Source organism: Serratia sp. ME47, from assembly GCF_903970925.1.
In the GTDB taxonomy this organism is placed as follows: domain Bacteria; phylum Pseudomonadota; class Gammaproteobacteria; order Enterobacterales; family Enterobacteriaceae; genus Serratia; species Serratia ureilytica.
The window spans coordinates 46,658-68,634 of record NZ_CAJCKE010000025.1 but is presented as its reverse complement, the minus strand read 5'-3'; the positions used below and the strand labels follow the sequence as shown (position 1 = coordinate 68,634).

Genomic DNA, 21,977 nt, shown 5'->3' with positions numbered 1-21,977 from the left:
ACGAAAGAGGGATTACACCGCGGCGGACATGCCGCCATCGACAAACAGCAGCTGCCCGTTGACGAAGCTGGAAGCGTCAGCGGCCAGGAACACCGCCGCGCCGATCAGCTCCTGCGGATCCCCCCAACGCGCGGCGGGCGTGCGCTGGGTCAGCCAGGCGGTAAAGGCCGGGTCGTCGGCCAACGCCTGCGTCATCTCGGTTTTGAAATAGCCGGGGGCGATGCCGTTGACCTGAATGTTGTAACGCGCCAACTCCACGCACATGCCGCGCGTCAGCATTTTCACCGCCCCTTTGGACGCCGCGTAAGGGGTGATGGTGTCCCGCCCCAGCTCGCTTTGCATCGAGCCGATATTGACTATCTTGCCGCGCCGGCGCGGCACCATGTAACGGGCCACGGTCTGCGACACGATGAAGACCGCCTTCTGGTTGACGGCGATGATGTCGTCCCAGTCTTGCTCCGGGAACTCGGTGAAGGGATGACGGCGCTGGATGCCGGCGTTGTTGATCAACACGTCTATCGCGCCGATGTCCGTTTCGATACGGCCGATGGCGGCATGCACCGCCTGAGAGTCGGTGACGTCGAACGCCGCCGCGTCGGCGCGCAGCCCCTCTTCGCGCAGGCGATCGGCGGCGTGCCGGGCATGTTCTTCGGTGGTGGCGTTGACCAGAATATGCGCGCCTTGCTGCGCCAGGCCGCGCGCCAGCAGAAAACCGATGCCGCGCGAGGCGCCGGTGATCAAGACGGTTTTGTTATCCAGAGAAAACAGGTTGTTCATGGTGATTCCCGGCCTTCAGGCCTCCAATCGGACAGGCCTCTATCTCAGCCGATTGTTACCGGTAAAAACGTGATGGAAATCACTGAAAATAATGTTACGAAACCCTGTTACCCTTAACGTGAACTCACGCAGACAGCGAGAGAACAAATCCAATCTATCCAATTGAAAAATAGCCACTTTCAATAAAATCGCATGCGTTGTTATCACCAAATCGATTTGTTAACATACCGCTATCCACCCTTGCCGCGCCGCCCGTTAAGGCTACCGAATGAAACACCCCCGCGTAACGCTACAGGACATCGCGCAATTGGCCGGCGTGACCAAAATGACCGTCAGCCGTTTTCTGCGCACGCCGGACAAAGTGGCGGCCGACACCGCTGAACGCATTGCGCAGGTCATGCGGGAGCTGAACATCACTGACGCCGATACCGCACAGGCCGGCAGAAAACCGCGCATCGGCGTGTTGATCCCCTCTTTCAATAACCAGATTTTCGCCGATCTGCTGGCCGGCATCGAATCCGTCACCCAGGCGCGGGGTTATCAAACGCTGGTGGTGAACTACGATTACAGCCCGCAGCGGGAAGAAGAGCAGATTGCACAGCTGCTGGCTTATCCAATCGCTGGGCTAATCCTCACCGATTCGGCGCACACCTTGCGCGCGGAGACCTATCTCGCCGCCGCGAAAATTCCCATCGCGCAGGTGATGGATCTCGACGCGCCGCCGGGGCGGATCGCGGTGGGATTTGACAATGAACAGGCGGGGTATGACATGACCGCCGCGCTGCTGGCCAGCGGCAAACGCCATATCGTTTACTTTGGCGCCATGTCCGACGCCCGCGACACTAAACGTTACCAGGGTTACTGCCGCGCCATGGCGGCTCAGGGGCAAACGCCGCGCCAGATCACGCCGCATCGGGTCTCATCGGTTTCGATCGGCGCCGACATGCTGGCAATGGCGCGCGAACGCTACCCGCAGTTGGACGGTATCCTGTGCACCAACGACGATTTGGCGGTAGGCGTGTTGCAGGCCTGCCTGCGTCTCGGCGTGCGCGTGCCGCAGGAGGTTGCGCTATCGGGTTTTCACGGTCTGGATATCGGCCAGGCGACCACGCCGGGCATCGCCAGCGTGATCACGCCGCGCTTTGAGATGGGTAAGGCCGCCAGTGAACTGTTGCTGCAGCGGATCGCGGGCGAGCCCTGCGCCGAGCGTCTCGATCTGCACTACCGCCTCTCACTCGGCGGCACCGTTTGAGCCGGCATGCCGGCTGACCGGCTGTGCGGCGCGGGCTTTTTCGCTGCGCGCCGCCCACCACAGCCCGCTGTTTTTCATCGCATAGCCGAATAGCAGGCCCACCAGCAAAGAGAGCGTCACCAGCGGCCAGTCGCCGCCGCCGGCGAAGGTCGCACAGGCGCCGATAAAGGTGCCGGGCACGAACCCCAGCCATTGCTGTTTGGCCTGTATGCACATCAAGAACGCCACGGCGCCGGTCAGCAGATACCCCAGCAAATTCCATTGCGGCGCCAGTTCGCTGCCGTGGATGATGACCATTGCCCAGAAAACGCCGCTGCAGCAGGTCAACGCGCCGATCAACAGCCCTTTCAGGCCGCCCTGCGGGCAGGCGAAATAGGCCGTGCAGCCGAGAAAACCGGCCCAACCGATCAGGCCCAGACTGACGGCAACCCATCCCCAAACGCCGGACAGGATCCCGGTGGTGACGGCAATGGCGAAAAGAACGTTCATAAAGTGACCTGCAGCAAAAAGAAAGCGCGCAGTTTACCCGAAAACAGACCATTTTATGCGATACAAATCACATCATAAATGTAATTAAAGAATCATTAATTATAAAAAATAGATATTAATCACAAAATAATTAGCAAGGGAACCCCACCCGGGACGTTTTCCATGCCAGCAACAGGCACACCGCGCTGCTGCTCAAGAACAGCAAATGGGTCGCCTGCTGCAGATCGACGCGATCGACCACCACGCCCAGCAAGATCGGCACCCAGTTGGCGATATAAGCGATAACGTAAAACAGAGAAAGCAAACGCGCATGGCTGGTCGGCGGCGAAATCAAGTTCACCAGGGTCGCGCTGCCGACGAAAATGGCGCCGTAGGCATAGCCGGCCACCACCAGCCCCACCGCCGCCAGCCCCAGAGAATGCCACTGGATCGCCATGGCGAACACCACTGCCGCCAGCACCTGCGCCAGGCAACCGAACAACAGCGAATGACGGGCGTTAACGCGGCGGCTCAGGATCTGGCTGATGCCGGCGATCAGCAGATACACCGCAATCGCATAGCCAAAGACGCCACGCTGGTGCATGCCTAACAGCGTTTCCGCCACGCCGGGGCCGATTGCCAAAATACTGGCGGCCAGCGCCCAACAGACAAACAGCGCGCCGGCGCACACAAAGAATTTACCGCCGGTAGCGCGCAGGCCATCGAGCAGCGTGCTTTTTTCCTGTACGGCCGGCACAGCGCGGGCCGGCGACGCAACCTGGCCACGCGGCCACAGCAGCATGACGCCCAACGCCGCCATGGCGGCAATGGCCATGATGAAAACGAACGGCAGCGTCGTAGGATGAAAACCGGTCTGCAAAGCGATGCCGCTGAAGATCGGCCCCAGCGCTAATCCGGTGGTGAATGACAGCGTTGCGATTAACGCCGCGCTTTTACCGCCGTCGCGCGGCCCAAACCGCACCAACGCGATGTTCGCCGCGCCGGTCAGCGCCCCGGTGCCTACCCCGGCCAGCAGCCGCGCCATCAGCATCATGGCAAAGGTATCAGCCAGCGCGAACAGCAGCGCGCCGCTCAACACCACCAGCAACGCCGGCACGATCATGCTGCGTAAATCCTTTACTTTGCCGGCCAGATTGCCGACGCCGAACAAAGAGATCAGCACGCCGGCGGCATAGGCGCCGTAGATGACGGTCAGACTGACCGAGCTTAGCGCAAGCTGCTGCTGATACAGCGGATAAAGCGGCGTCGGCGCGCTGCTGTTCAGCAATGCCGACATCAAAGCCAGCGCCAGGAACAGTAAAATTGCCGTGCGCGACGCCTGTGCGTTTGCTGGCGCCGCGTCCTGGATGGCGGTATTTTCTGACATGCTTCCACTCCCAAAGTCGGCAGGCGGCGGCCTGCCATCGTCGTCTTTCCTCACCCGGTCTGCCGGGAACGGCGCTTATCATAGCGTTACGGCGACGGGCGAAGTATCGTCAAGAATGAATCACCCTGATGCATTCTTGCATCACCGGAGAAATAACCGCCGATGTGCGTGCCGTTGACCGTCTTTCTCTCCCTCCAGGCGGAACAACGCTTTATGATAGATACCGGTATCGTTCGCCCGGCCCGCACTGCTCCCCTGGCGCCGACAAATCTGCAGAGAGGAAATGGCATGATGAATTGGGATGACGCGCGCTTCTTTCTGGCCGTCGCACGCTGCGGCACGTTACGTAAAGCCGCCAACCAGCTGCAGGTTGATCAGGCGACAGTCGGCCGACGTCTCACCGCCCTGGAAAACTCGCTGGGTTCGAAATTGTTTATCCGCACGCCAAAATCCTTCTCCCTCAGCCCGCTGGGCGAATCCATGCTGGCGGACATGATGAAGATGGAAAATGCCGTGCAGGCGATCGCTCGCAAAGCCGCCGGCGGCGACGAAAGTCTGTGCGGCAACGTGCGCATCGCCACCACCGATACCCTGGCCGAAGCCTTCGTGATACCGGCGCTGCAAGATCTGCGGCAACGCTATCCGGCCATCACCGTCACGCTGTTGACGGCGCTGAACATCACCGATATCGCTTACCACAGCGCGGATCTGGCGATCCGCGGCGCGCGCCCCGATGACGATGAGCTGATCATCAAACGCTTAGCCACTATCGAAATGGGCCTGTACGCCAGCCCGCACTATCTGGCGCAACGCGGCATGCCGGTCAAAGGCGAGCAGCTGCGCGGCCACGATCTGCTGATGTTCCCACGCGAACTGGTGCCGCGCCACTGGAGCAATTTCGGCGGCGAGACCCTGTTCGAGCCCAACGCCGTGCTGCAATGCAATTCGCAGCTGTTGTTACGTTCGGCCACCCGCAGCGGGCTGGGCATCGGGCTGCTCTTGTCGTGCCTGGCCGACCACGACCCGGAACTGGTGCGCCTCTTTCCCGAGAGCAAAGACTGGGTGGATATCTGGCTGGTGCTGCACCCCGATTTGCAACGCGCCGCTCGCGTGCGCGCGGTGGTACAGGCGCTGGAAACGTCGTTTAGCGCCCATTACGACTGAGTGCCGTTTCTCCATAAAAAAAGGCCGCCGAAGCGACCTTTTTACCGTCTGAAGCGTTATCAGAACGTCGGCTGAGCCATCTGCACCAGCGAAATCAGCGGCTGAGGATAAACCCCCAACAGCAGCACCAGCGCGGCTGAGATCAGCACCACGACGCCACCGGCGGTCAACGCCCAGTTGTTCGGGGTGTCGCGCTGCAGCGATTCCGGCGCGCTGAGGAACAGGCTGACGGTCACGCGCAGGTAGTAGTACAGGCCGATGGCGCTGCCTACCACGACTGCGCCGGTCAGCCACCACAGGTGTGCGCTGACGCCCATCGCGATCACGAAGAACTTACCGATAAAGCCCAGCGTCATCGGGATACCGGCCAGCGACAGCATCATCACCGTCATTACCGCGGACAAGATTGGCTTATGCCAGAACAGACCACGGTAAGAGAACAGCGAATCCGCATCCGGGCCGCGGTATGGGCTGGACATCAGGCTGACCACGCCGAAGGCGCCCAGGCTGCTGAACAGGTAACCGGCCAGATAAACGCCGGCGGTTTCCAGCGACAGCTGATGGGTTTGCACCGCAATCAGCGCCACCAGCAGGTAGCCCAGGTGAGCGATCGACGAGTAGCCCAGCAGACGCTTGATGTTGGTCTGGCTGATGGCCATCAGGTTACCGAACAAGATGGAGCAGAACGCGATGATCGACAACACCATGCGCAGCGCTTCGTTGTCGGCGGCCGGGGCATACAGGAACAGACGCATCACGACCGCAAAGATCGCGATCTTGCTGGCGGTCGCCAGGAAGGTCGAGACCGGCGCAGGCGCGCCCTGATAAACGTCCGGCGTCCACAGTTGGAACGGCACCAGCGACAGCTTGAAGCCCAGACCGACGATCATCATGCCCATGCCGGCCAGGATCAGCGGCTGGTGCATCATGTTTTCCTGCAGGCTCTTGCCGAGGCCGGCCAGCGACAGATCGCCGGATTCGGCATACAGCAGCGCCATGCCGAACAGCAGGAACGACGACGCGGCGGCGGACAGCAGCATGTACTTGATGGCGGCTTCCAGCGGGCGCTTCTGGCGGTAGGCATAGCCCACCAGGCCGAACAGCGGCAGCGAGATCAGCTCGATACCGATGAACAGCGAAGCCAGATGGTTGGCGCTCGCCAGCAGGATGCCGCCCATGGCGGCGATCAGCACCAGCAGGTAGAACTCTTCGCGGTTATCCGGATAGCCGACCAGCCACGGATACGCGAAGGTGCAGGTCGCCAGACTCGCCAGCAGCACCAGCCCGGTGTAGAACATCGAGTAGCCGTCAACCCGCAGCAGCGGGGTGACGTCCATTGGGCCTGCCTGGCCGACAAAGTACAGCGAAAGCAGCGCCAGGTTGAGACCGATCACGGTCAGGGTGGCGTTGATAAAGTGGTCGCGTCGCCACGCAATGCCTAGCATCACAACCACCACCGTCAATCCGACGATCAACAGCGGCAGCAGTGCGATCAGTTGTTGAGGAGTTATTGTCATGGCGAATTACGGCCTTGTTGTTGAAATTGCTGAAACTGACGAACCAAACCAGTGTTGCACGTTGCTCATCGCCGCGTTGGAAGTATCCAGAATCGGCTGCGGGTAAACCCCCAGCAGAACCAGCAACACCACCAGCAGCAGAATGATGAACAGTTCGCGCGCGGTCATGCCCTGCAGCGGCTGGTCGGATTTAGGCGCACCGTAGTAAGCGCGCTGCATCATGATCAGCGAGTAAACCGAAGCGAACACCAGACCGAAGGTGGAGATCACGGTGATCACCGGCACCACCTGGTAGCTGCCGAACAGAATCATGAATTCGCCGACGAAGTTACCGGTACCCGGCATCCCCAGCGTAGCCACGGCGAAGAACAGCGACAGCGCAGGGATGAACTTGATGCGCCCCCACAGGCCGCCCATCTGACGCATGTCGCGCGTATGCAGACGTTCATACAGCTGGCCGCAGATGATAAACATGCCGGCGGCGGACAGGCCGTGCGCGATCATCTGGATAACCGCGCCCTGGTAAGCCAGCTGGCTGCCGGTGTAGATGGCGATCAGCACGAAGCCCATGTGCGATACCGAGGTGTAAGCGATAAGGCGCTTGATGTCGGTCTGCGCGAACGCCATCCAGGCGCCGTAGAAGATGCCGATCACGCCCAGCCACATGGCGATTGGCGCGAACTCGTGCGAAGCCTCAGGGAACAGCGGCAGGCTGAAACGCAGCAGGCCGTAGGCCGCGGTTTTCAGCAAGATGCCCGCCAGGTCGACGGAACCTGCGGTTGGCGCCTGGCTGTGCGCATCCGGCAACCAGCCGTGCAGCGGCACCACCGGCATTTTCACCGCGAAGGCGATGAAGAAGCCCAGCATCAGCATATATTGCACGTTGTGGGACATCGGCGTTTGCAGCAGGTCTTCGTAATCGAAGGTCCACACACCGGTGGCGTTGTAGTGCACGAACACCAGGCCCAGGATCGCAATCAGCATCACCAGACCGCTGGCCTGGGTGTAGATGAAGAACTTGGTCGCCGCGGTGATGCGGGTTTTACCGTCCGACGCCTTGTGACCCCACAGCGCGATCAGGAAGTACATCGGCACCAACATCATTTCCCAGAAGAAGAAGAACAGGAACATGTCGATGGCGAGGAACACGCCGATAACGCCGCCCAGGATCCACAGCAGGTTGAGGTGGAAGAAGCCCTGATACTTCTGGATTTCACGCCAGGAACAGAGGATCGCCAGCACGCCCAGCAGACCGGTCAACACCACCATCAGCAGCGACAGACCGTCCAGCGCCAGGTGGATGGAGATGCCGAAGCGCGGGATCCACGGCAGCAGGAATTCGCTCTGCCACTGCGGAATGCCTTTCGGCGTGGTCAATGTATAGCCGCCCTGCATCCACAGCTGCAGAGAGAGCGCCAACGTCAGCCCCATTGCGATCAGCGCTATCCAGCGCGGCACCTTAGTACCGAAGCGCTCAAGCTGCCAGCACAGCAGACCGCCGATAAAGGGGATAAGAATTAGCCAAGGTAATAGCATGGCGTTTTGTGTCCCTTATACGAATAATTTCAAACTTTGTACGTAGCGCCTGCCCGGCGCTACGCCCGAAAAATGCGTCTGTTTAAATTATTCAATTAAACCAAAATCAACAGAGCCAATACGACCACTGCACCCACACCCATAGACGCTATATACCAACGCACCTGACCGTTCTCGCTCACCGTCAGACCGCGGTTCCCCCAGCGGGAGAAGACGGCCGGCAGATTCATCAGCGAGTTCAGCGGATCGCGTTGCAGCAGCTTCGCAATGCCCAGGTACGGCTTGACGAACACTTTGTCATACAGCCAGTCGAAGCCCCAGGCATGGAACCACCAGGTCGAGAAGAAACGACCCGGCGCGCTGTTGGCGATGCTGTTGACCAGGCTGCGTTTGCCCAGCCACAGCGCGGCCGCCAGCAGAATGCCGACGATAGCCACCACGCCGGAGGTGATTTCAAGCCGCAGCACGCTGCCGTGCGCCAGCTCGGTGGTCTCCGGCAGCACGCCCTGCAACGGCGGCACGATCATCGCGCCGACGAAGGTGGACAGCACCAGCAGAACCAGCAGTGGCAAGTGGTGAGTGATGCCTTTACCGGCATGCGCTTTGATTTTCTCTTCGCCATGGAACACGATGAAAATCATACGGAAGGTGTACAGCGAGGTCATGAACGCACCGACCAGGCCGGCAACCATCAGGTTGATGTGGCCGTTGGCCATCGCGCCCGCCAGGATCTCGTCCTTACTGAAGAAGCCGGCCGTGACCAGCGGCAACGCAGACAGCGCCGCGCCGCCCACCAGGAAGCAGACGTACACCAGCGGGATGCTCTTGCGCAGACCGCCCATCTTGAAGATGTTTTGCTCGTGGTGGCAAGCCAGGATCACCGAACCGGACGACAGGAACAGCAGCGCCTTGAAGAACGCGTGGGTCATCAGGTGGAAGATCGCCGCGTCCCATGCCTGCACGCCCAGCGCCAGGAACATGTAACCGATCTGGCTCATGGTGGAGTAAGCGAGCACGCGCTTGATGTCGGTCTGCACCAGCGCGGCGAAGCCGGCCAGCAGCAGAGTGACCGCACCGACGATGCCCACCAGGTGCAGCACTTCCGGCGCCATCAGGAACAGGCCGTGCGTGCGGGCGATCAGATAGACGCCCGCGGTCACCATGGTCGCCGCGTGGATCAGTGCGGAAACCGGGGTTGGGCCCGCCATCGCGTCCGCCAACCAGGTTTGCAACGGCAGCTGCGCCGATTTGCCGACCGCGCCGCCCAGCAGCATCAGGGTCGCCCAGGTGATGGCCGTGTCGCCCACCGCCAGTTTCTGCGGCGCCAGGATCATCAGCTCGCGGATGTTCAGCGTGCCCAGCTCGTTGTAGAGGATGAACAGCGCGAACGCCAGGAACACGTCGCCCACGCGGGTCACGATAAAGGCTTTCATCGCCGCCGCGCCGTTGGCCGGATCTTTGTAGTAGAAACCGATCAACAGGTAGCTGCACAGGCCCACGCCTTCCCAACCCAGGTACATCAACAGCAGGTTGTCCGCCAGCACCAATACCACCATGCTGGCGATAAACAGGTTGGTGTAAGCGAAGAAGCGCGAATAGCCCTCTTCACCGCGCATGTACCAGGAAGCGAACATGTGGATGAAGAAGCCGACGCCGGTGACCACCGACAGCATGGTCAGCGACAGGCCGTCCAGCACCAGGGTCACGCCGATATTGAAGTTGCCGACGGCCATCCAGGTCCACAGGCTTTGCTCGAACAGCTGCACGCCGGCGGCTTTCTGGGCGAAGAAATCCATCGCCACATACACCGTGACCAGCGCAGCCAGGCCGATAGAACCCACGCCGACGGTGGCCGCCGTGTTTTCAGACCAACGACCGCGGGAAAATGCCAACAGCAGGAACCCGATCAGCGGTAGCAGAATTGTTAAATATAATAGGTTCATCCGCGCATCTCACTGACAGTATCAATATTCAGGGTATGACGACGACGGTAGAGCTGCAGCAGCAGCGCCAGGCCGATACTGGCCTCGGCTGCCGCCAGGCTGATCGCCAGGATGTACATCACCTGTCCGTCCGCCTGGCCCCAGTAGCTTCCCGCCACGATAAACGCCAACGCCGCAGCGTTGATCATCACTTCCAGGCTGATCAGCATAAACAGCAGGTTGCGGCGCACCAGCAGCCCGGTCAGCCCGAGCACAAACAGGATAGCCGCCAGGATCAGGCCATGTTGAAGAGGGATCATGCTTGCTCCTCCGATTTTCTTCTCGCCATTTCGCCACTCGCCGGCGCGTTGCTCAGCACCTCGCCAGGCTTGTGCTCGCGGCCGATATGGAAGGCGACAACCAGACCCGCCAACAGCAGCATTGAAGCCAGCTCAACCGCCAGTACGTAAGGCCCGAACAGGCTGATGCCCACCGCCTTCGCGTCGACCATCTCACCGCTGATACCCTGATCGGATACGCTGCGGATCGCGACGATCAATACCACCAGCAGCGCCAGCGACAGCAGGCCAGGCCCGATCCACACCGTCGGCTTCATCCAGTCGCGCTCTTGCTGCTGCACGTTGCCGAGGTTCAGCATCATCACCACGAACACGAACAGCACCATGATGGCGCCCGCATAAACGATGATTTCCAACGCGGCGGCAAAGTAGGCGCCGAGAGAGAAGAAGACTGCCGAGATCGCCAATAACGAGACGATCAGATACAGCAGCGCATGCACAGGGTTGGTATGGGTGATCACGCGAATCGTCGCGGCCACCGCAATCAAACCTGCCAGATAAAATGCAATTTCCATGCTTGCTGGCTCCTTAGGGCAACAGACCTTTGACGTCGATCGGTTTGGCTTCGTTTTCGGCTTCGCCTTTGGCTTTGCCGTCAATCGCCATACCGGCCATCCGGTAGAAGTTATATTCCGGATATTTACCCGGCCCCGAGATCAACAGATCTTCTTTTTCGTACACCAGATCCTGACGCTTGTACTCACCCAATTCGAAATCCGGCGTCAGCTGGATAGCGGTAGTCGGGCAAGCCTCTTCACACAGGCCACAGAAAATGCAGCGCGAGAAGTTGATGCGGAAGAACTCCGGATACCAACGGCCGTCTTTCTGTTCCGCTTTTTGCAGCGAGATACAGCCGACCGGGCAGGCAACCGCACACAAGTTACAGGCGACGCAGCGCTCTTCGCCGTCCGGATCGCGCGTCAGCACGATGCGGCCGCGGTAGCGCGGCGGCAGGTAAACCGGTTCTTCCGGGTACATCTGGGTTTCACGCTTGGCGAAGGCATGCATGCCAATCATCCAAATGCTGCGCACCTGGGTGCCGAAACCAACCACTAACTCTTTCAATGTCATGGTTTATTCACCCCTTATTGAGCGTTGTACAAAATGACCGCGGCGGTTGCCAGCAGGTTCAGCAGCGTCAGCGGCAGGCACACTTTCCAGCCGAAAGACATCACCTGGTCATAACGCGGACGCGGCAGCGCGGCGCGGATCAGGATGAACATCATCATGAAGAAGGCCGTTTTCAACGCGAACCAGATGAATGGCGGCAGGAACGGACCCTGCCAGCCGCCGAAGAACAACGTCACAATCAGGGCGGACACGGTGACGATACCGATGTATTCCCCCACGAAGAACAGACCGAACTTCATGCCGGAATATTCGATGTGGTAACCGTCAGCCAGTTCCTGTTCGGCTTCCGGCTGGTCAAACGGGTGACGGTGACACACCGCCACGCCGGCGATCGCGAAGGTCACGAAGCCGAAGAACTGCGGAATGACGTTCCAGACGTGCGCCTGCGATTCAACGATAGCCTGCATGTTGAACGAACCCGCCTGCATCACCACGCCCATCAGCGACAGGCCAATGAACACTTCGTAGCTCAGGGTTTGCGCGGAGGCGCGCATCGCGCCCAACAGCGAGTATTTGTTGTTGCTCGACCAGCCGGCGAACAGCACGGCGTACACCGCCAGGCCGGCCATCATCAGGAAGAACAGAATACCGATGTTGAGATCGGACACCGCCCAGGTCGGGCTGACCGGCACGATGGCAAATGCCAGCAACAGGGAAGTAAAGGCGATCATCGGCGCCAGGGTGAAGATCACCCGGTCGGAGAATCTCGGCACCCAGTCTTCCTTGAAGAACATTTTGATCATGTCGGCGACCAGCTGCAGCGAGCCGCCCCAGCCTACGCGGTTCGGTCCGTAACGGTTCTGGAACAGACCGAGCAGGCGGCGTTCGCCGAAGCTCATGAACGCCCCGCACGCCACGACCACCAACAGGATCACGACCGCTTTAAGAACGGCGATCAGAATGTCGATCACCTCAGGGGTAAACCAGCTCATCGTGCCGCCTCCCGCAGATTGTCTACCTTAGCACCCACCAAAATCGGCGGGATCCCTGGCAAGCCGAGCGGCAAACCAACCTGGCCCTGGGTCAGGGTTTCACTCAGACGCACCGGCAGACGCAAGGTCTGGCCCGCACAGCTGAACTCCACCAGGCTGCCCGCGTTGACGCCAAGCGTCGCCGCGTCGGCCGGGTTGACCATCACGTAGGCTTCCGGCATGCGCTGCTGGATCACGTGAGAGCGCTGCGACATTTCATCGCTGCCGAACAGGTGGTAGTAAGGCGCGACACGCCAACCGTCGTTCGGATTGAAGGCGGCTGGCACGCGGTCGAAGTAACCGAGGCTGCCCTCCCCCGCTTCGATCAGGCGCACGCCCGGATCGCCGTGGCGCAGTTTGCCGCCCACTTCGGCCTGGAACTTGTTCCATGCCTGCGGTGAGTTCCAGCCTGGCGCCCAGGCGAACGGGATCTGCTGACGATCGGCCAGCGGGCTGTTGTTCCCTTCCATCGAGAAGGCGAACATGGTGTCTTTATCCTGCGGCTGACGCGGCTCGTGCACGCTGATGTTGGCGCGCATGGCGGTACGGCCGCTGGAACGGTGCGGCGAACGCGCCAGCTTCTGACCGCGAATGCGGAAAGTCGCGTCCGGCGCGGCATCGACGATGCCCTGCAGCTGCGGCAACGCGGCGACGCAAGCGGCGATCACGTCATCGAGCTGAGTCCAGTCCACGTGGCGGCTGGTGTAGGTGGAGTGCAGCGAGTGCATCCAGCGCCAGCTTTCCAGCATCACGGTGAACTGATTCTTCTTGGCGTCGTCGTAGTAAGCCGGATCGTATACCTGGAAGAAGCGCTGCGCGCGGCCTTCCTGGTTGATCAGCGTACCGTCGCTCTCGGCAAAGCTGGCCGAGGAGAGGATCAGGTTGGCTTTGTCCATGATCGCGGTGCGCTGGTGATCGGCGACGATCAGGTTGCTGACCTTGGCCAACGCTGCGTCCACCTGCGCCGCCGGCGCATGACGATAGAGATCGTTTTCCATCACGATGGCGGTATCGGCTGCGCCGCTCGCCAGCTGTTCCAGCGCCTGATCGAGCGAACCGCCGCCGATCATCGCCAGGCCCATGCTGTTGGCGGCGCCCGCCACGAAGGTGATGCCGACGTCGGAACCGCGGCCCTTCAACGCTTTGGCGATGTTGGCCGCCGCTTCGATGATGGCTTCGCTGCCGGCGTTGCTGCCGGTAATGATCAGCGGTTTGCGTGCGCCGGTCAGCGCCTGCACGATGATGTCGACTTTCTTGTTCAGGCCTTCGGCCAGATCGTTCACCGCCGGCGCTGCGCTATCCAGCGCGTGCGCGATGGCGAAGCCGAAGCGCGCCTGCTCGTCTACCGGCGCGCGGTAGTTCCAGGCGGCGATGTCGTCCAGGCGGGTGTTGTCGACGTTGGTGGTGAACAGCGGGTACTTGGCGTGCTGGCCGATGTTCTGCACCGCCGCGATCTGCCAGTCGGCAACGCGCTGCGCCGCCGCCATCGCGCGGGCTTTACCCTTGACGGCCTGACGCACGGACAGCGCGATGCGCGCGCCGGTTTGCGTCAGGTCTTCGCCCAGCACCAGCACCGCGTCGTAATCTTCGATCTCACGCAGCGCCGGCGTATGAACGCCGCCGTTCTTCAGCACGTTCAGCATCAGCGCCAGGCGTGATTGCTCCGCCTGAGCGATACCGGTGTAGTAGTTCTCGGCGCCGACCAGCTCGCGCAGCGCGAAGTTGCTTTCCAGGCTGGCGCGCGGGGAGCCGATGCCGATGGTTTTCTTCGCCTGGCGCAGGATGTCCGCCGCGCCCTGCATCGCCTGCTCGGCGTTCAGGGTGATCCAGTCGTCGCCGCGCAGCTGCTGCGGTTGACGCGGACGATCTTTCTGGTTGACGTAGCCGTAACCGAAACGGCCGCGGTCGCACAGGAAGTAGTGGTTCACGCTGCCGTTGTAACGGTTTTCGATACGGCGCAGCTCGCCATAGCGCTCGCCCGGGCTGGTGTTACAGCCGATGCTGCACTGCTGGCAAATGCTCGGCGCGAACTGCATGTCCCATTTACGGTTGTAGCGTTCGGAATGCGTTTTGTCGGTGAAGACGCCGGTCGGGCACACTTCCACCAGGTTGCCGGAGAACTCGCTTTCCAGCGTGCCGCTTTCCGGGCGACCGAAGTAGACGTTGTCGTGCGCGCCGTACACGCCGAAGTCGGTGCCGTCCGCATAGTCTTTGTAGTAACGCACGCAGCGGTAGCAGGCGATGCAGCGGTTCATCTCGTGCGAGATAAACGGCCCCAGCTCCTGGTTGTTGTGGGTGCGCTTGGTGAAGCGGTAGCGACGGAAGCTGTGGCCGGTCATTACCGTCATATCCTGCAGGTGACAGTTACCGCCTTCCTCACAGACCGGGCAATCGTGCGGGTGGTTGGTCATCAACCACTCGACCACGCTTTCACGGAACTGCTTCGCTTCGCCGTCATCGATGGAGATGAAGGTGCCATCGGATGCCGGGGTCATACAGGACATCACCAAACGGCCGCGCGTATCTTCCGCGTTTTGGTATTGCTTTACCGCACATTGGCGGCAAGCGCCGACGCTTCCCAGCGCCGGATGCCAGCAAAAGTAAGGAATATCAAGGCCGAGGGAGAGACAAGCCTGCAGCAGGTTGTCCGCTCCGTCTACCTCATACTCTTTGCCGTCTACATGAATCGTAGCCATAGTCAGCATGCTTCCAAGTGGCCTGCCTTGCGGCAGGCGTTAATCAAAAATTCTGGCCGTGTTCGGGCGAGTCGGCTTACCAGCGTTGCTTCAGCAGATTGTTCGGCTGAATGCCGCCAATCGCATGCGCGTTGCCGAAGTGCTGCACGGCGATACCCGCCTCGAACTCTTCACGGAAATATTTAATCGCGCTTTGCAGTGGCTCTACGGCACCTGGCGCGTGGGCGCAGAAGGTTTTGCCCGGGCCGAGGGAACGGCACAGCTGTTCGAGGGTTTCGATATCCCCCGGCTGCCCTTCGCCGTTTTCCAACGCACGCAGGATCTTCACGCTCCACGGCAGGCCGTCGCGGCATGGCGTACACCAGCCGCAGGACTCGCGGGCAAAGAACTCTTCCAGGTTGCGCACCAGCGGCACCATGCCGATCTCGTGGTCTACCGCCATCGCCAACGCGGTGCCGAGACGGCTGCCGGCTTTGCCGATCGCGCCGTATTCCATCGGCAGATCGAGGTGATCGGCGGTCAGGAAGTCGGTCCCCGCGCCGCCCGGCTGCCAGGCTTTGAAACGCAGACCGTCGCGCATGCCGCCGGCGTAGTCTTCCAGGATCTCGCGCGCGGTGGTGCCGAACGGCAGCTCCCAGACGCCCGGATTTTTCACCCGGCCGGAGAAGCCCATCAGCTTGGTGCCTTTGTCTTCACTGCCGGAGATGCCGGTGTACCACTCCACGCCATTCGCCAAAATGGCCGGCACGTTGCACAGCGTTTCGACGTTGTTGACGCAGGTCGGCTTGCCCCAGACGCCGGCGCTGGCCGGGAATGGCGGCTTGGAACGCGGGTTGGCGCGGCGGCCTTCCAGCGAGTTGATCAGCGCGGTTTCTTCGCCGCAGATGTAACGGCCGGCGCCGGTGTGCACGATCAGCTCGAAATCAAACCCGGTGCCGAGAATGTTCTTGCCCAGATAGCCGGCTTCGGTGGCTTCCGCGATGGCGCGACGCAGGTGCGCCGCCGCTTCGATGTACTCGCCGCGCAGGAAGATGTACCCGCGATAGGCTTTCAGCGCGAACGCGGAGATCAGCATGCCTTCCACCAGCAGGTGCGGCAGCTGCTCCATCAGCAGGCGGTCTTTATAGGTGCCCGGCTCCATCTCATCGGCGTTACACAGCAGGTAACGGATGTTCATGGATTCGTCCTTCGGCATCAGGCTCCACTTCAAACCGGTGGAGAAGCCCGCGCCGCCGCGGCCCTTCAGCCCGGAATCTTTCACCAGGCCGACGATCTCGTCCGGGGCCAGGCCTTTGAGGGCCTTCTCTGCGCCGGCATAGCCGTTTTTGCTGCGATATTCGTCCAGCCACAGCGGCTGCTTGTCATCGCGCAGACGCCAGGTCAGCGGATGCGTTTCGGGAGTGCGTACAATGTGCTTGGTCATTGATACTGCTCCAGTAGCGTCTCGATATCTTCAGGCTTCAGCTGACTGTGCGTGTCGTCATCAATCATCATGGTCGGCCCTTTATCGCAGTTGCCCAGACAGCAGGTCGGCAGCAGCGTGAAGCGGCCATCAAAGGTGGTTTGACCCGGTTTGATGTTCAGCTTCTTCTCGATAGCGGCCTGAATGCCCTGGTAACCGGTGATGTGACAAACAACGCTGTCACAATAACGGATCACGTGACGTCCTACTGGCTGACGGAAAATCTGGCTGTAGAACGTGGCCACGCCTTCTACGTCGCTGGCGGGGATGCCCAGCACTTCCGCGATGGCGTAAATCGCACCGTCCGGAACCCAGCCGCGCTGCTTCTGCACAATTTTCAGTGCTTCGATGGAAGCGGCGCGCGGATCCTCGTAATGGTGCTTTTCGTGCTCGATCGCATCACGTTCTTCCGCGCTCAGTACAAATGCATCAACGCCGCTCTGAGGAGCGGCTGCATTGATGGGCTCGAGCGCATCGTTGACTGCGTGATTGTCTTTTTGAGAGTCCATAGTTAGCGGTCCACATCTGACATTACAAAATCGATACTACCCAGATAGACGATCAGGTCGGAAACCAGGCTGCCTCGGATGACCGATGGGATCTGCTGCAGGTGCGCAAAGCTCGGCGTACGTACCCGGGTGCGGTAGCTCATGGTGCTGCCGTCGCTGGTCAGGTAGTAGCTGTTGATCCCTTTGGTGGCTTCAATCATCTGGAATGATTCGTTGGCTGGCATCACCGGGCCCCAGGAAACCTGCAGGAAGTGGGTGATCAGCGTTTCAATGTGCTGCAGCGTGCGCTCTTTCGGCGGCGGCGTGGTCAGCGGGTGATCGGCCTTGAACGGGCCTTCCGGCATATTGTTCAGGCACTGTTCGAGGATGCGCAGGCTCTGGCGCAGCTCTTCCACCTTCAGCATCACGCGGGTGTAGCAGTCGCTGTTGCCGTCGCCGACCGGCACTTCGAAGTCGAAGTTCTCGTAGCCGGAGTACGGGCGCCATTTACGCACGTCGAACTCGACGCCGGTGGCGCGCAGACCGGCACCGGTCACGCCCCATTCCAGCGCTTCTTTGGCGTTGTAAGACGCGACGCCGATGGAACGGCCTTTCAGAATGCTGTTCTTCAGCGCCGCTTTCACGTAGGAATCCAGACGCTTCGGCATCCATTCGAGGAATTCACGCAGCAGGCGATCCCAGCCGCGCGGCAGATCGTGCGCGACGCCGCCGATGCGGAACCAGGCCGGGTGCATACGGAAGCCGGTGATCGCTTCCACCAGATCGTAGATCTTCTGGCGGTCGGTAAAGGCGAAGAACACCGGGGTCATCGCGCCGACGTCCTGAATGAAGGTGGAGATGTACAGCAGGTGGCTGTTGATACGGAACAGTTCGGACAGCATCACGCGAATGGTGTCAACGCGCTCCGGCACCTTGATGCCGGCCAGCTTTTCAACCGCCAGCACGTAAGGCATTTCGTTCACGCAGCCGCCGAGGTATTCGATGCGGTCGGTGTACGGAATGTAGCTGTGCCAGGATTGACGCTCGCCCATCTTCTCGGCGCCGCGGTGGTGATAGCCGATATCCGGCACGCAGTCGACGATCTCTTCGCCGTCCAGCTGCAGAATGATGCGGAACGCACCGTGCGCAGACGGGTGGTTCGGGCCGAGGTTGAGGAACATGAAGTCTTCGTTCTCGGTGCCGCGCTTCATGCCCCAGTCTTCCGGCTTGAAGGTCAGCGCTTCCATCTCCAGATCTTCTTTCTGCTTGGTCAACACGAAAGGATCGAATTCGGTGGCGCGCGCCGGGTAGTCCTTGCGCAGCGGGTGCCCTTCCCAGGTCTGCGGCATCATGATGCGCGACAGGTGCGGGTGGCCGTCGAAGGTGATGCCGAACATTTCCCAGGTCTCGCGCTCATACCAGTTGGCGTTTGGGAACACCTTGGTGGCCGTCGGCACGTGCAGGTCTTTTTCAGACAGCGCCACCTTCAGCATGATGTCGCGGTTGCGCTCGATGGAAATCAGATGGTAGAAAACGGAGAAATCCGCAGCGGGCAGGCCGTCGCGGTGGGTGCGAAGACGTTCGTCTACGCCATGCAGATCGAACAGCATGACATACGGCTTCGGCTGTTTTCTCAGGAACGTCATTACTTCCAGTAACTGGTCAGGTTTAACCCATACCACGGGCATGCCGGTGCGGGTGGCCTGAACAGTAAAGGCTTCCGGCCCAAAACGGTTGCGCAGTTCGCCGATCACCGGGTCGTCAAGGTGATCTCGGGTCTGCCAGGCAGGCAAGGCGTCGTGCGTCGTCAAATCTGTCATAATTTTTTTTCACCACACTAAAGGGTTATTCGCCGCAAGTTTCACTTTTCGCTGTGTTAACCAATAGCGCACTAAGATGGACGTTAAATGAACGTCTTAAATCTCGTCAGGCGTCCGGAGGTTGGTCACCGCGATGCGCTCGCCGTGTTTACGCTCTCTTTCAGACTGCATATTGGCGCGGTAAACGCCCTGATCGCCGACAACCCACGACAGTGGGCGACGTTCTTTGCCGATGGATTCCTGCAGCAGCATCAGCGCTTGCATGTAGGCTTCCGGACGCGGTGGGCAGCCGGGAATGTACACGTCGACCGGCAGGAACTTGTCCACGCCCTGCACCACGGAATAGATGTCGTACATGCCGCCGGAGTTGGCGCAAGCGCCCATCGAGATCACCCACTTGGGCTCCAGCATCTGCTCGTACAGGCGTTGGATAACCGGGGCCATCTTGGTGAAGCAGGTGCCGGCCACCACCATCAGGTCAGCCTGACGCGGGGAGGCGCGCAACACTTCCGCACCGAAACGCGCCACGTCGTGAACGGCGGTAAACGACGTCACCATCTCCACGTAACAGCACGAAAGGCCGAAGTTATACGGCCAAATAGAGTTTTTACGCCCCCAGTTCACCATGTCATGCAGCGCATGCTCGAGTTTACCCATGTAAACCGTGCGGTGGACCTGTTGTTCCAGGGGATCGGCGACGATCTCCTGTTTTTGCAGGGGATAACGGTCGTTCTCACCGTTCGGGTCTATGCGGGTGAGCGTATAGTCCATCTTAATGCCTCGCTGTTACTGCGGATGACTGTTGGTGTTAGTGATCGTGCTCGGTTTGCTGCGGCGTTGGGAACGCGCCGGAGTCCAATCCAACGCGCCGATGCGCACCAGATAAACCAGACCGGCCAATAGCACCAAAATGAAAATGGCGGCTTCGATAAAGCCTACCCAGCCGCTCTCGCGAATCGAGACCGACCAGGCATACAGGTATAAGGCTTCAACGTCGAAAATAACGAAGAACATGGCCACCAGGTAGAACTTGGCGGACAAACGCATGCGCGCCGTGCCGACCGAGTCGATGCCTGATTCAAACGGGGTGTGTTTGGCGCGCGCCCGGGCTCTCCCGCCCAAGAAGAACGCGCCCAGCAGCATTAAGCCGCAGAGCCCGATAGCCACAACGAGAAATACGGCGAGCGCCCAGTGATGAGCGATAACTTCAGTGGTTGTTGACATACTCTATGCTTACTCATCAAAAGTGGCGTCGATCGCACTGCTCTTGTCACCGGCAGTTAGTGCGCCACATCGATTTAAGGGAAGGATAAATAACCACACAAACAAACTGCTTTTACAGCGAGTTAGGCAGCGTTTTTCTGTGGGCTTTTTACTCCTTTCTATAACCTTTTGTCAACTTTGACAAAAGTATCTACACACTAGTTTACATACGTATCATTTGATTAACATTTGATGCGCCAGGGACAGGCTAAATCGTGTCAGTTAATTTTTGTGTAGAAACAGATAGATATAAACCAACATGCACATTTCAGTTTTACTATACCATTGTCTCAGGAATTCCCTGTTCTTCCACTCACTACCTAGGGGTATTTTTTTGATCCAGGACACGTTTTCAGCATAAATCCTCAAAAAAAGTGTGGCCCTTTAACAATTTTCCTCAAATTGAGCCGCAAAAACGGCCGCTATAAGCTAACAAAATACCCCTGCTATTACCATGCCTTTAACCCATTCAATCTTATTGCTCAAAAAACGAACTTGGCGTATTAAACCCGGCCAAACTCTCTTTTCAGTAACGCTTAAAAGTTAACAAAACAGCCAACTCAATTAAAAAAACAAACCAAACACATATAAATACAATTTTAGGTAAAAAAAGGACAAAAAAAACCTCCGCCGAAGCAGAGGTTTTCATCAGAAATCGCGCCGCAGCGTTATTCTTCTTCGTCCACCAGGCTGGCGTCATCCTGATCGCTCTGGAGACCGCCTTCCGCGCCGTTGAAGCCATAGCCGTCATTGCCGCCCTGCATCGCGCTGAAGATGGCCATCGCCAGCTCGTTGCTGCACTGCGCGTTTTTGCACAGCGCATACTGGGTATCCGGCAACGGCGGCAAACCTTCCGCCGCGCCCAGCACCCGCAGGTCAGGGCTCATCATCTCGATCGGCCGCGCGGTCACGCCCAGGCCGGCCTTGCAAGCCGCCCGCACTGCGGACAGCGTGGAAGCGACGTAGGCGATGCGCCACGGGATGCCGGCTTCGTCCAACTGCTTGATCGCCAGCGAACGGAACGGGCTTGGCTCGTCCATCACCACCAGCGGGATCGGCTCGCCGGCCTGGTAATGGTAATCGGCGGCGCAGTACCACAACGTCGGCGACGTGCGCAGCACGATGTGCGGATGCCCTTCGGGATCGGCCGTGGTCACCGCCAGATCGATCTCGCCCTCTTCCAGCAGATCGACCATCGTCGTGCTGCGCTTCACGCGCACGTCAATAGCCAGCTTCGGATAGATGGCGGTTACGCGGTTCAGCAGGAAAGGCAGAATGGTATCGGCGGTGTCGTCGGAAGCGCCGATGGTCAGAACACCTTTAATATTGTTGTACATCAGAGAGGTACAGGCTTCATCGTTAAAGCGCAGAATTTTTCTGGCATAACCGAGAAGCTGAATACCATGCTCAGTCAGAAGTTTGTTGCGCCCATGGCGGGCAAACAGTTCTTTGCCGACCAGTTGCTCTAATCGCTGCATTTGTTGGCTGACGGCTGATTGAGTACGGCAAACGGCGACAGCCGCCGCTGCGAAAGTATTCAAATCAGCAACCGCAACAAAGGTTCTTAGCAGATCGAGGTCGAGATTAAGTATCGGACGATTTGCAGTTGTCATAGTGTATTCTTCACTTTTTTAAATTCTAATTTACGAACTACTACCCTGGTGTGTTTCTCAGACGCCGTTGAAAAAGGACGGAGCCTGTTATGACAGTACCCCACTCATAAGTGGAGGGCAAAAAAATTACTTATGATTCGTTACCTCTATC

19 protein-coding genes are annotated in these 21,977 nt (G+C 59.6%); 2 read left to right on the top strand and 17 right to left on the bottom strand.

What is annotated here, in order from left to right; translation table 11 throughout:
- Positions 1 to 12 precede the first annotated feature (12 nt).
- Positions 13 to 777: a gluconate 5-dehydrogenase gene (gene idnO / locus H7A77_RS20565; RefSeq protein ID WP_033643852.1), complete on the bottom strand. Its 765-nt coding sequence runs from the start codon at positions 775 to 777 to the stop codon at positions 13 to 15.
- Positions 778 to 1,045: 268 nt separating this feature from the next.
- Here idnO and H7A77_RS20560 point away from each other — a divergent pair, with 268 nt between their 5' ends.
- Positions 1,046 to 2,029 (top strand): LacI family DNA-binding transcriptional regulator, encoded by a 984-nt coding sequence (locus H7A77_RS20560; protein WP_164057608.1) that lies wholly within the window; start codon positions 1,046 to 1,048, stop codon positions 2,027 to 2,029.
- On the opposite strand, the gene H7A77_RS20555 is transcribed toward H7A77_RS20560, so the two are convergent.
- Together H7A77_RS20555 and H7A77_RS20550 are read right to left on the bottom strand one after the other, a co-directional pair.
- Complete coding sequence (locus H7A77_RS20555; RefSeq protein ID WP_033643854.1) at positions 2,009 to 2,518, bottom strand: DUF1097 domain-containing protein; 510 nt, start codon at positions 2,516 to 2,518, stop codon at positions 2,009 to 2,011. The two genes, H7A77_RS20560 and H7A77_RS20555, sit on opposite strands and share 21 nt — an antisense overlap.
- Before the next feature lie 130 nt (positions 2,519 to 2,648).
- On the bottom strand, positions 2,649 to 3,884 hold the full coding sequence (locus tag H7A77_RS20550; RefSeq protein WP_072627279.1) for an MFS transporter: 1,236 nt from the start codon (positions 3,882 to 3,884) through the stop codon (positions 2,649 to 2,651).
- Between the two features lie 288 nt (positions 3,885 to 4,172).
- Here H7A77_RS20550 and H7A77_RS20545 point away from each other — a divergent pair, with 288 nt between their 5' ends.
- On the top strand, positions 4,173 to 5,048 hold the full coding sequence (locus H7A77_RS20545) for a LysR family transcriptional regulator (protein ID WP_047574272.1): 876 nt from the start codon (positions 4,173 to 4,175) through the stop codon (positions 5,046 to 5,048).
- Positions 5,049 to 5,107: 59 nt separating this feature from the next.
- On the opposite strand, the gene nuoN is transcribed toward H7A77_RS20545, so the two are convergent.
- The 14 genes from nuoN to lrhA form a co-directional block, all read right to left on the bottom strand.
- Entirely contained in the window at positions 5,108 to 6,565 is a 1,458-nt protein-coding gene (gene nuoN, locus H7A77_RS20540; protein WP_033635324.1) for an NADH-quinone oxidoreductase subunit NuoN, read from the bottom strand.
- Positions 6,566 to 6,571: 6 nt separating this feature from the next.
- The gene (nuoM, locus tag H7A77_RS20535; protein WP_033643857.1) at positions 6,572 to 8,101 is read right to left on the bottom strand and encodes an NADH-quinone oxidoreductase subunit M; all 1,530 of its coding nucleotides are present in this window, start codon (positions 8,099 to 8,101) and stop codon (positions 6,572 to 6,574) included.
- A 95-nt stretch (positions 8,102 to 8,196) separates the two neighbouring features.
- Positions 8,197 to 10,044, bottom strand: coding sequence for an NADH-quinone oxidoreductase subunit L (gene nuoL, locus H7A77_RS20530; RefSeq protein ID WP_004936005.1), 1,848 nt, complete (start codon positions 10,042 to 10,044; stop codon positions 8,197 to 8,199).
- On the bottom strand, positions 10,041 to 10,343 hold the full coding sequence (gene nuoK / locus H7A77_RS20525; protein ID WP_004936014.1) for an NADH-quinone oxidoreductase subunit NuoK: 303 nt from the start codon (positions 10,341 to 10,343) through the stop codon (positions 10,041 to 10,043). The genes nuoL and nuoK overlap by 4 nt, the downstream gene beginning before the upstream one ends.
- Positions 10,340 to 10,897 carry an NADH-quinone oxidoreductase subunit J gene (gene nuoJ, locus H7A77_RS20520; RefSeq protein WP_019453717.1) on the bottom strand — a complete coding sequence of 186 codons (558 nt, stop codon included), beginning with the start codon at positions 10,895 to 10,897 and terminating at the stop codon, positions 10,340 to 10,342. Before nuoJ ends, nuoK begins: the two co-directional genes overlap by 4 nt.
- A gap of 13 nt (positions 10,898 to 10,910) precedes the next feature.
- Entirely contained in the window at positions 10,911 to 11,453 is a 543-nt protein-coding gene (gene nuoI, locus H7A77_RS20515; protein ID WP_025160170.1) for an NADH-quinone oxidoreductase subunit NuoI, read from the bottom strand.
- Positions 11,454 to 11,467: 14 nt separating this feature from the next.
- Positions 11,468 to 12,445, bottom strand: coding sequence for an NADH-quinone oxidoreductase subunit NuoH (gene nuoH, locus H7A77_RS20510; RefSeq protein ID WP_033643858.1), 978 nt, complete (start codon positions 12,443 to 12,445; stop codon positions 11,468 to 11,470).
- Positions 12,442 to 15,180 carry an NADH-quinone oxidoreductase subunit NuoG gene (gene nuoG / locus H7A77_RS20505; RefSeq protein WP_080301931.1) on the bottom strand — a complete coding sequence of 913 codons (2,739 nt, stop codon included), beginning with the start codon at positions 15,178 to 15,180 and terminating at the stop codon, positions 12,442 to 12,444. The genes nuoH and nuoG overlap by 4 nt, the downstream gene beginning before the upstream one ends.
- 76 nt (positions 15,181 to 15,256) lie before the next feature.
- Complete coding sequence (gene nuoF, locus H7A77_RS20500; protein WP_015378579.1) at positions 15,257 to 16,603, bottom strand: NADH-quinone oxidoreductase subunit NuoF; 1,347 nt, start codon at positions 16,601 to 16,603, stop codon at positions 15,257 to 15,259.
- The gene (gene nuoE / locus H7A77_RS20495; protein WP_033651941.1) at positions 16,600 to 17,151 is read right to left on the bottom strand and encodes an NADH-quinone oxidoreductase subunit NuoE; all 552 of its coding nucleotides are present in this window, start codon (positions 17,149 to 17,151) and stop codon (positions 16,600 to 16,602) included. The genes nuoF and nuoE overlap by 4 nt, the downstream gene beginning before the upstream one ends.
- A gap of 2 nt (positions 17,152 to 17,153) precedes the next feature.
- Positions 17,154 to 18,950 (bottom strand): NADH-quinone oxidoreductase subunit C/D, encoded by a 1,797-nt coding sequence (nuoC, locus tag H7A77_RS20490; protein WP_033651942.1) that lies wholly within the window; start codon positions 18,948 to 18,950, stop codon positions 17,154 to 17,156.
- A 96-nt stretch (positions 18,951 to 19,046) separates the two neighbouring features.
- Positions 19,047 to 19,721, bottom strand: coding sequence for an NADH-quinone oxidoreductase subunit B family protein (locus H7A77_RS20485; RefSeq protein ID WP_004936039.1), 675 nt, complete (start codon positions 19,719 to 19,721; stop codon positions 19,047 to 19,049).
- A 15-nt stretch (positions 19,722 to 19,736) separates the two neighbouring features.
- Complete coding sequence (gene nuoA, locus H7A77_RS20480) at positions 19,737 to 20,174, bottom strand: NADH-quinone oxidoreductase subunit NuoA (protein ID WP_004936040.1); 438 nt, start codon at positions 20,172 to 20,174, stop codon at positions 19,737 to 19,739.
- A gap of 707 nt (positions 20,175 to 20,881) precedes the next feature.
- Positions 20,882 to 21,826, bottom strand: a complete 945-nt coding sequence (lrhA, locus tag H7A77_RS20475) for a transcriptional regulator LrhA (RefSeq protein WP_033643860.1) — start codon at positions 21,824 to 21,826, stop codon at positions 20,882 to 20,884.
- Positions 21,827 to 21,977: the final 151 nt, after the last annotated feature.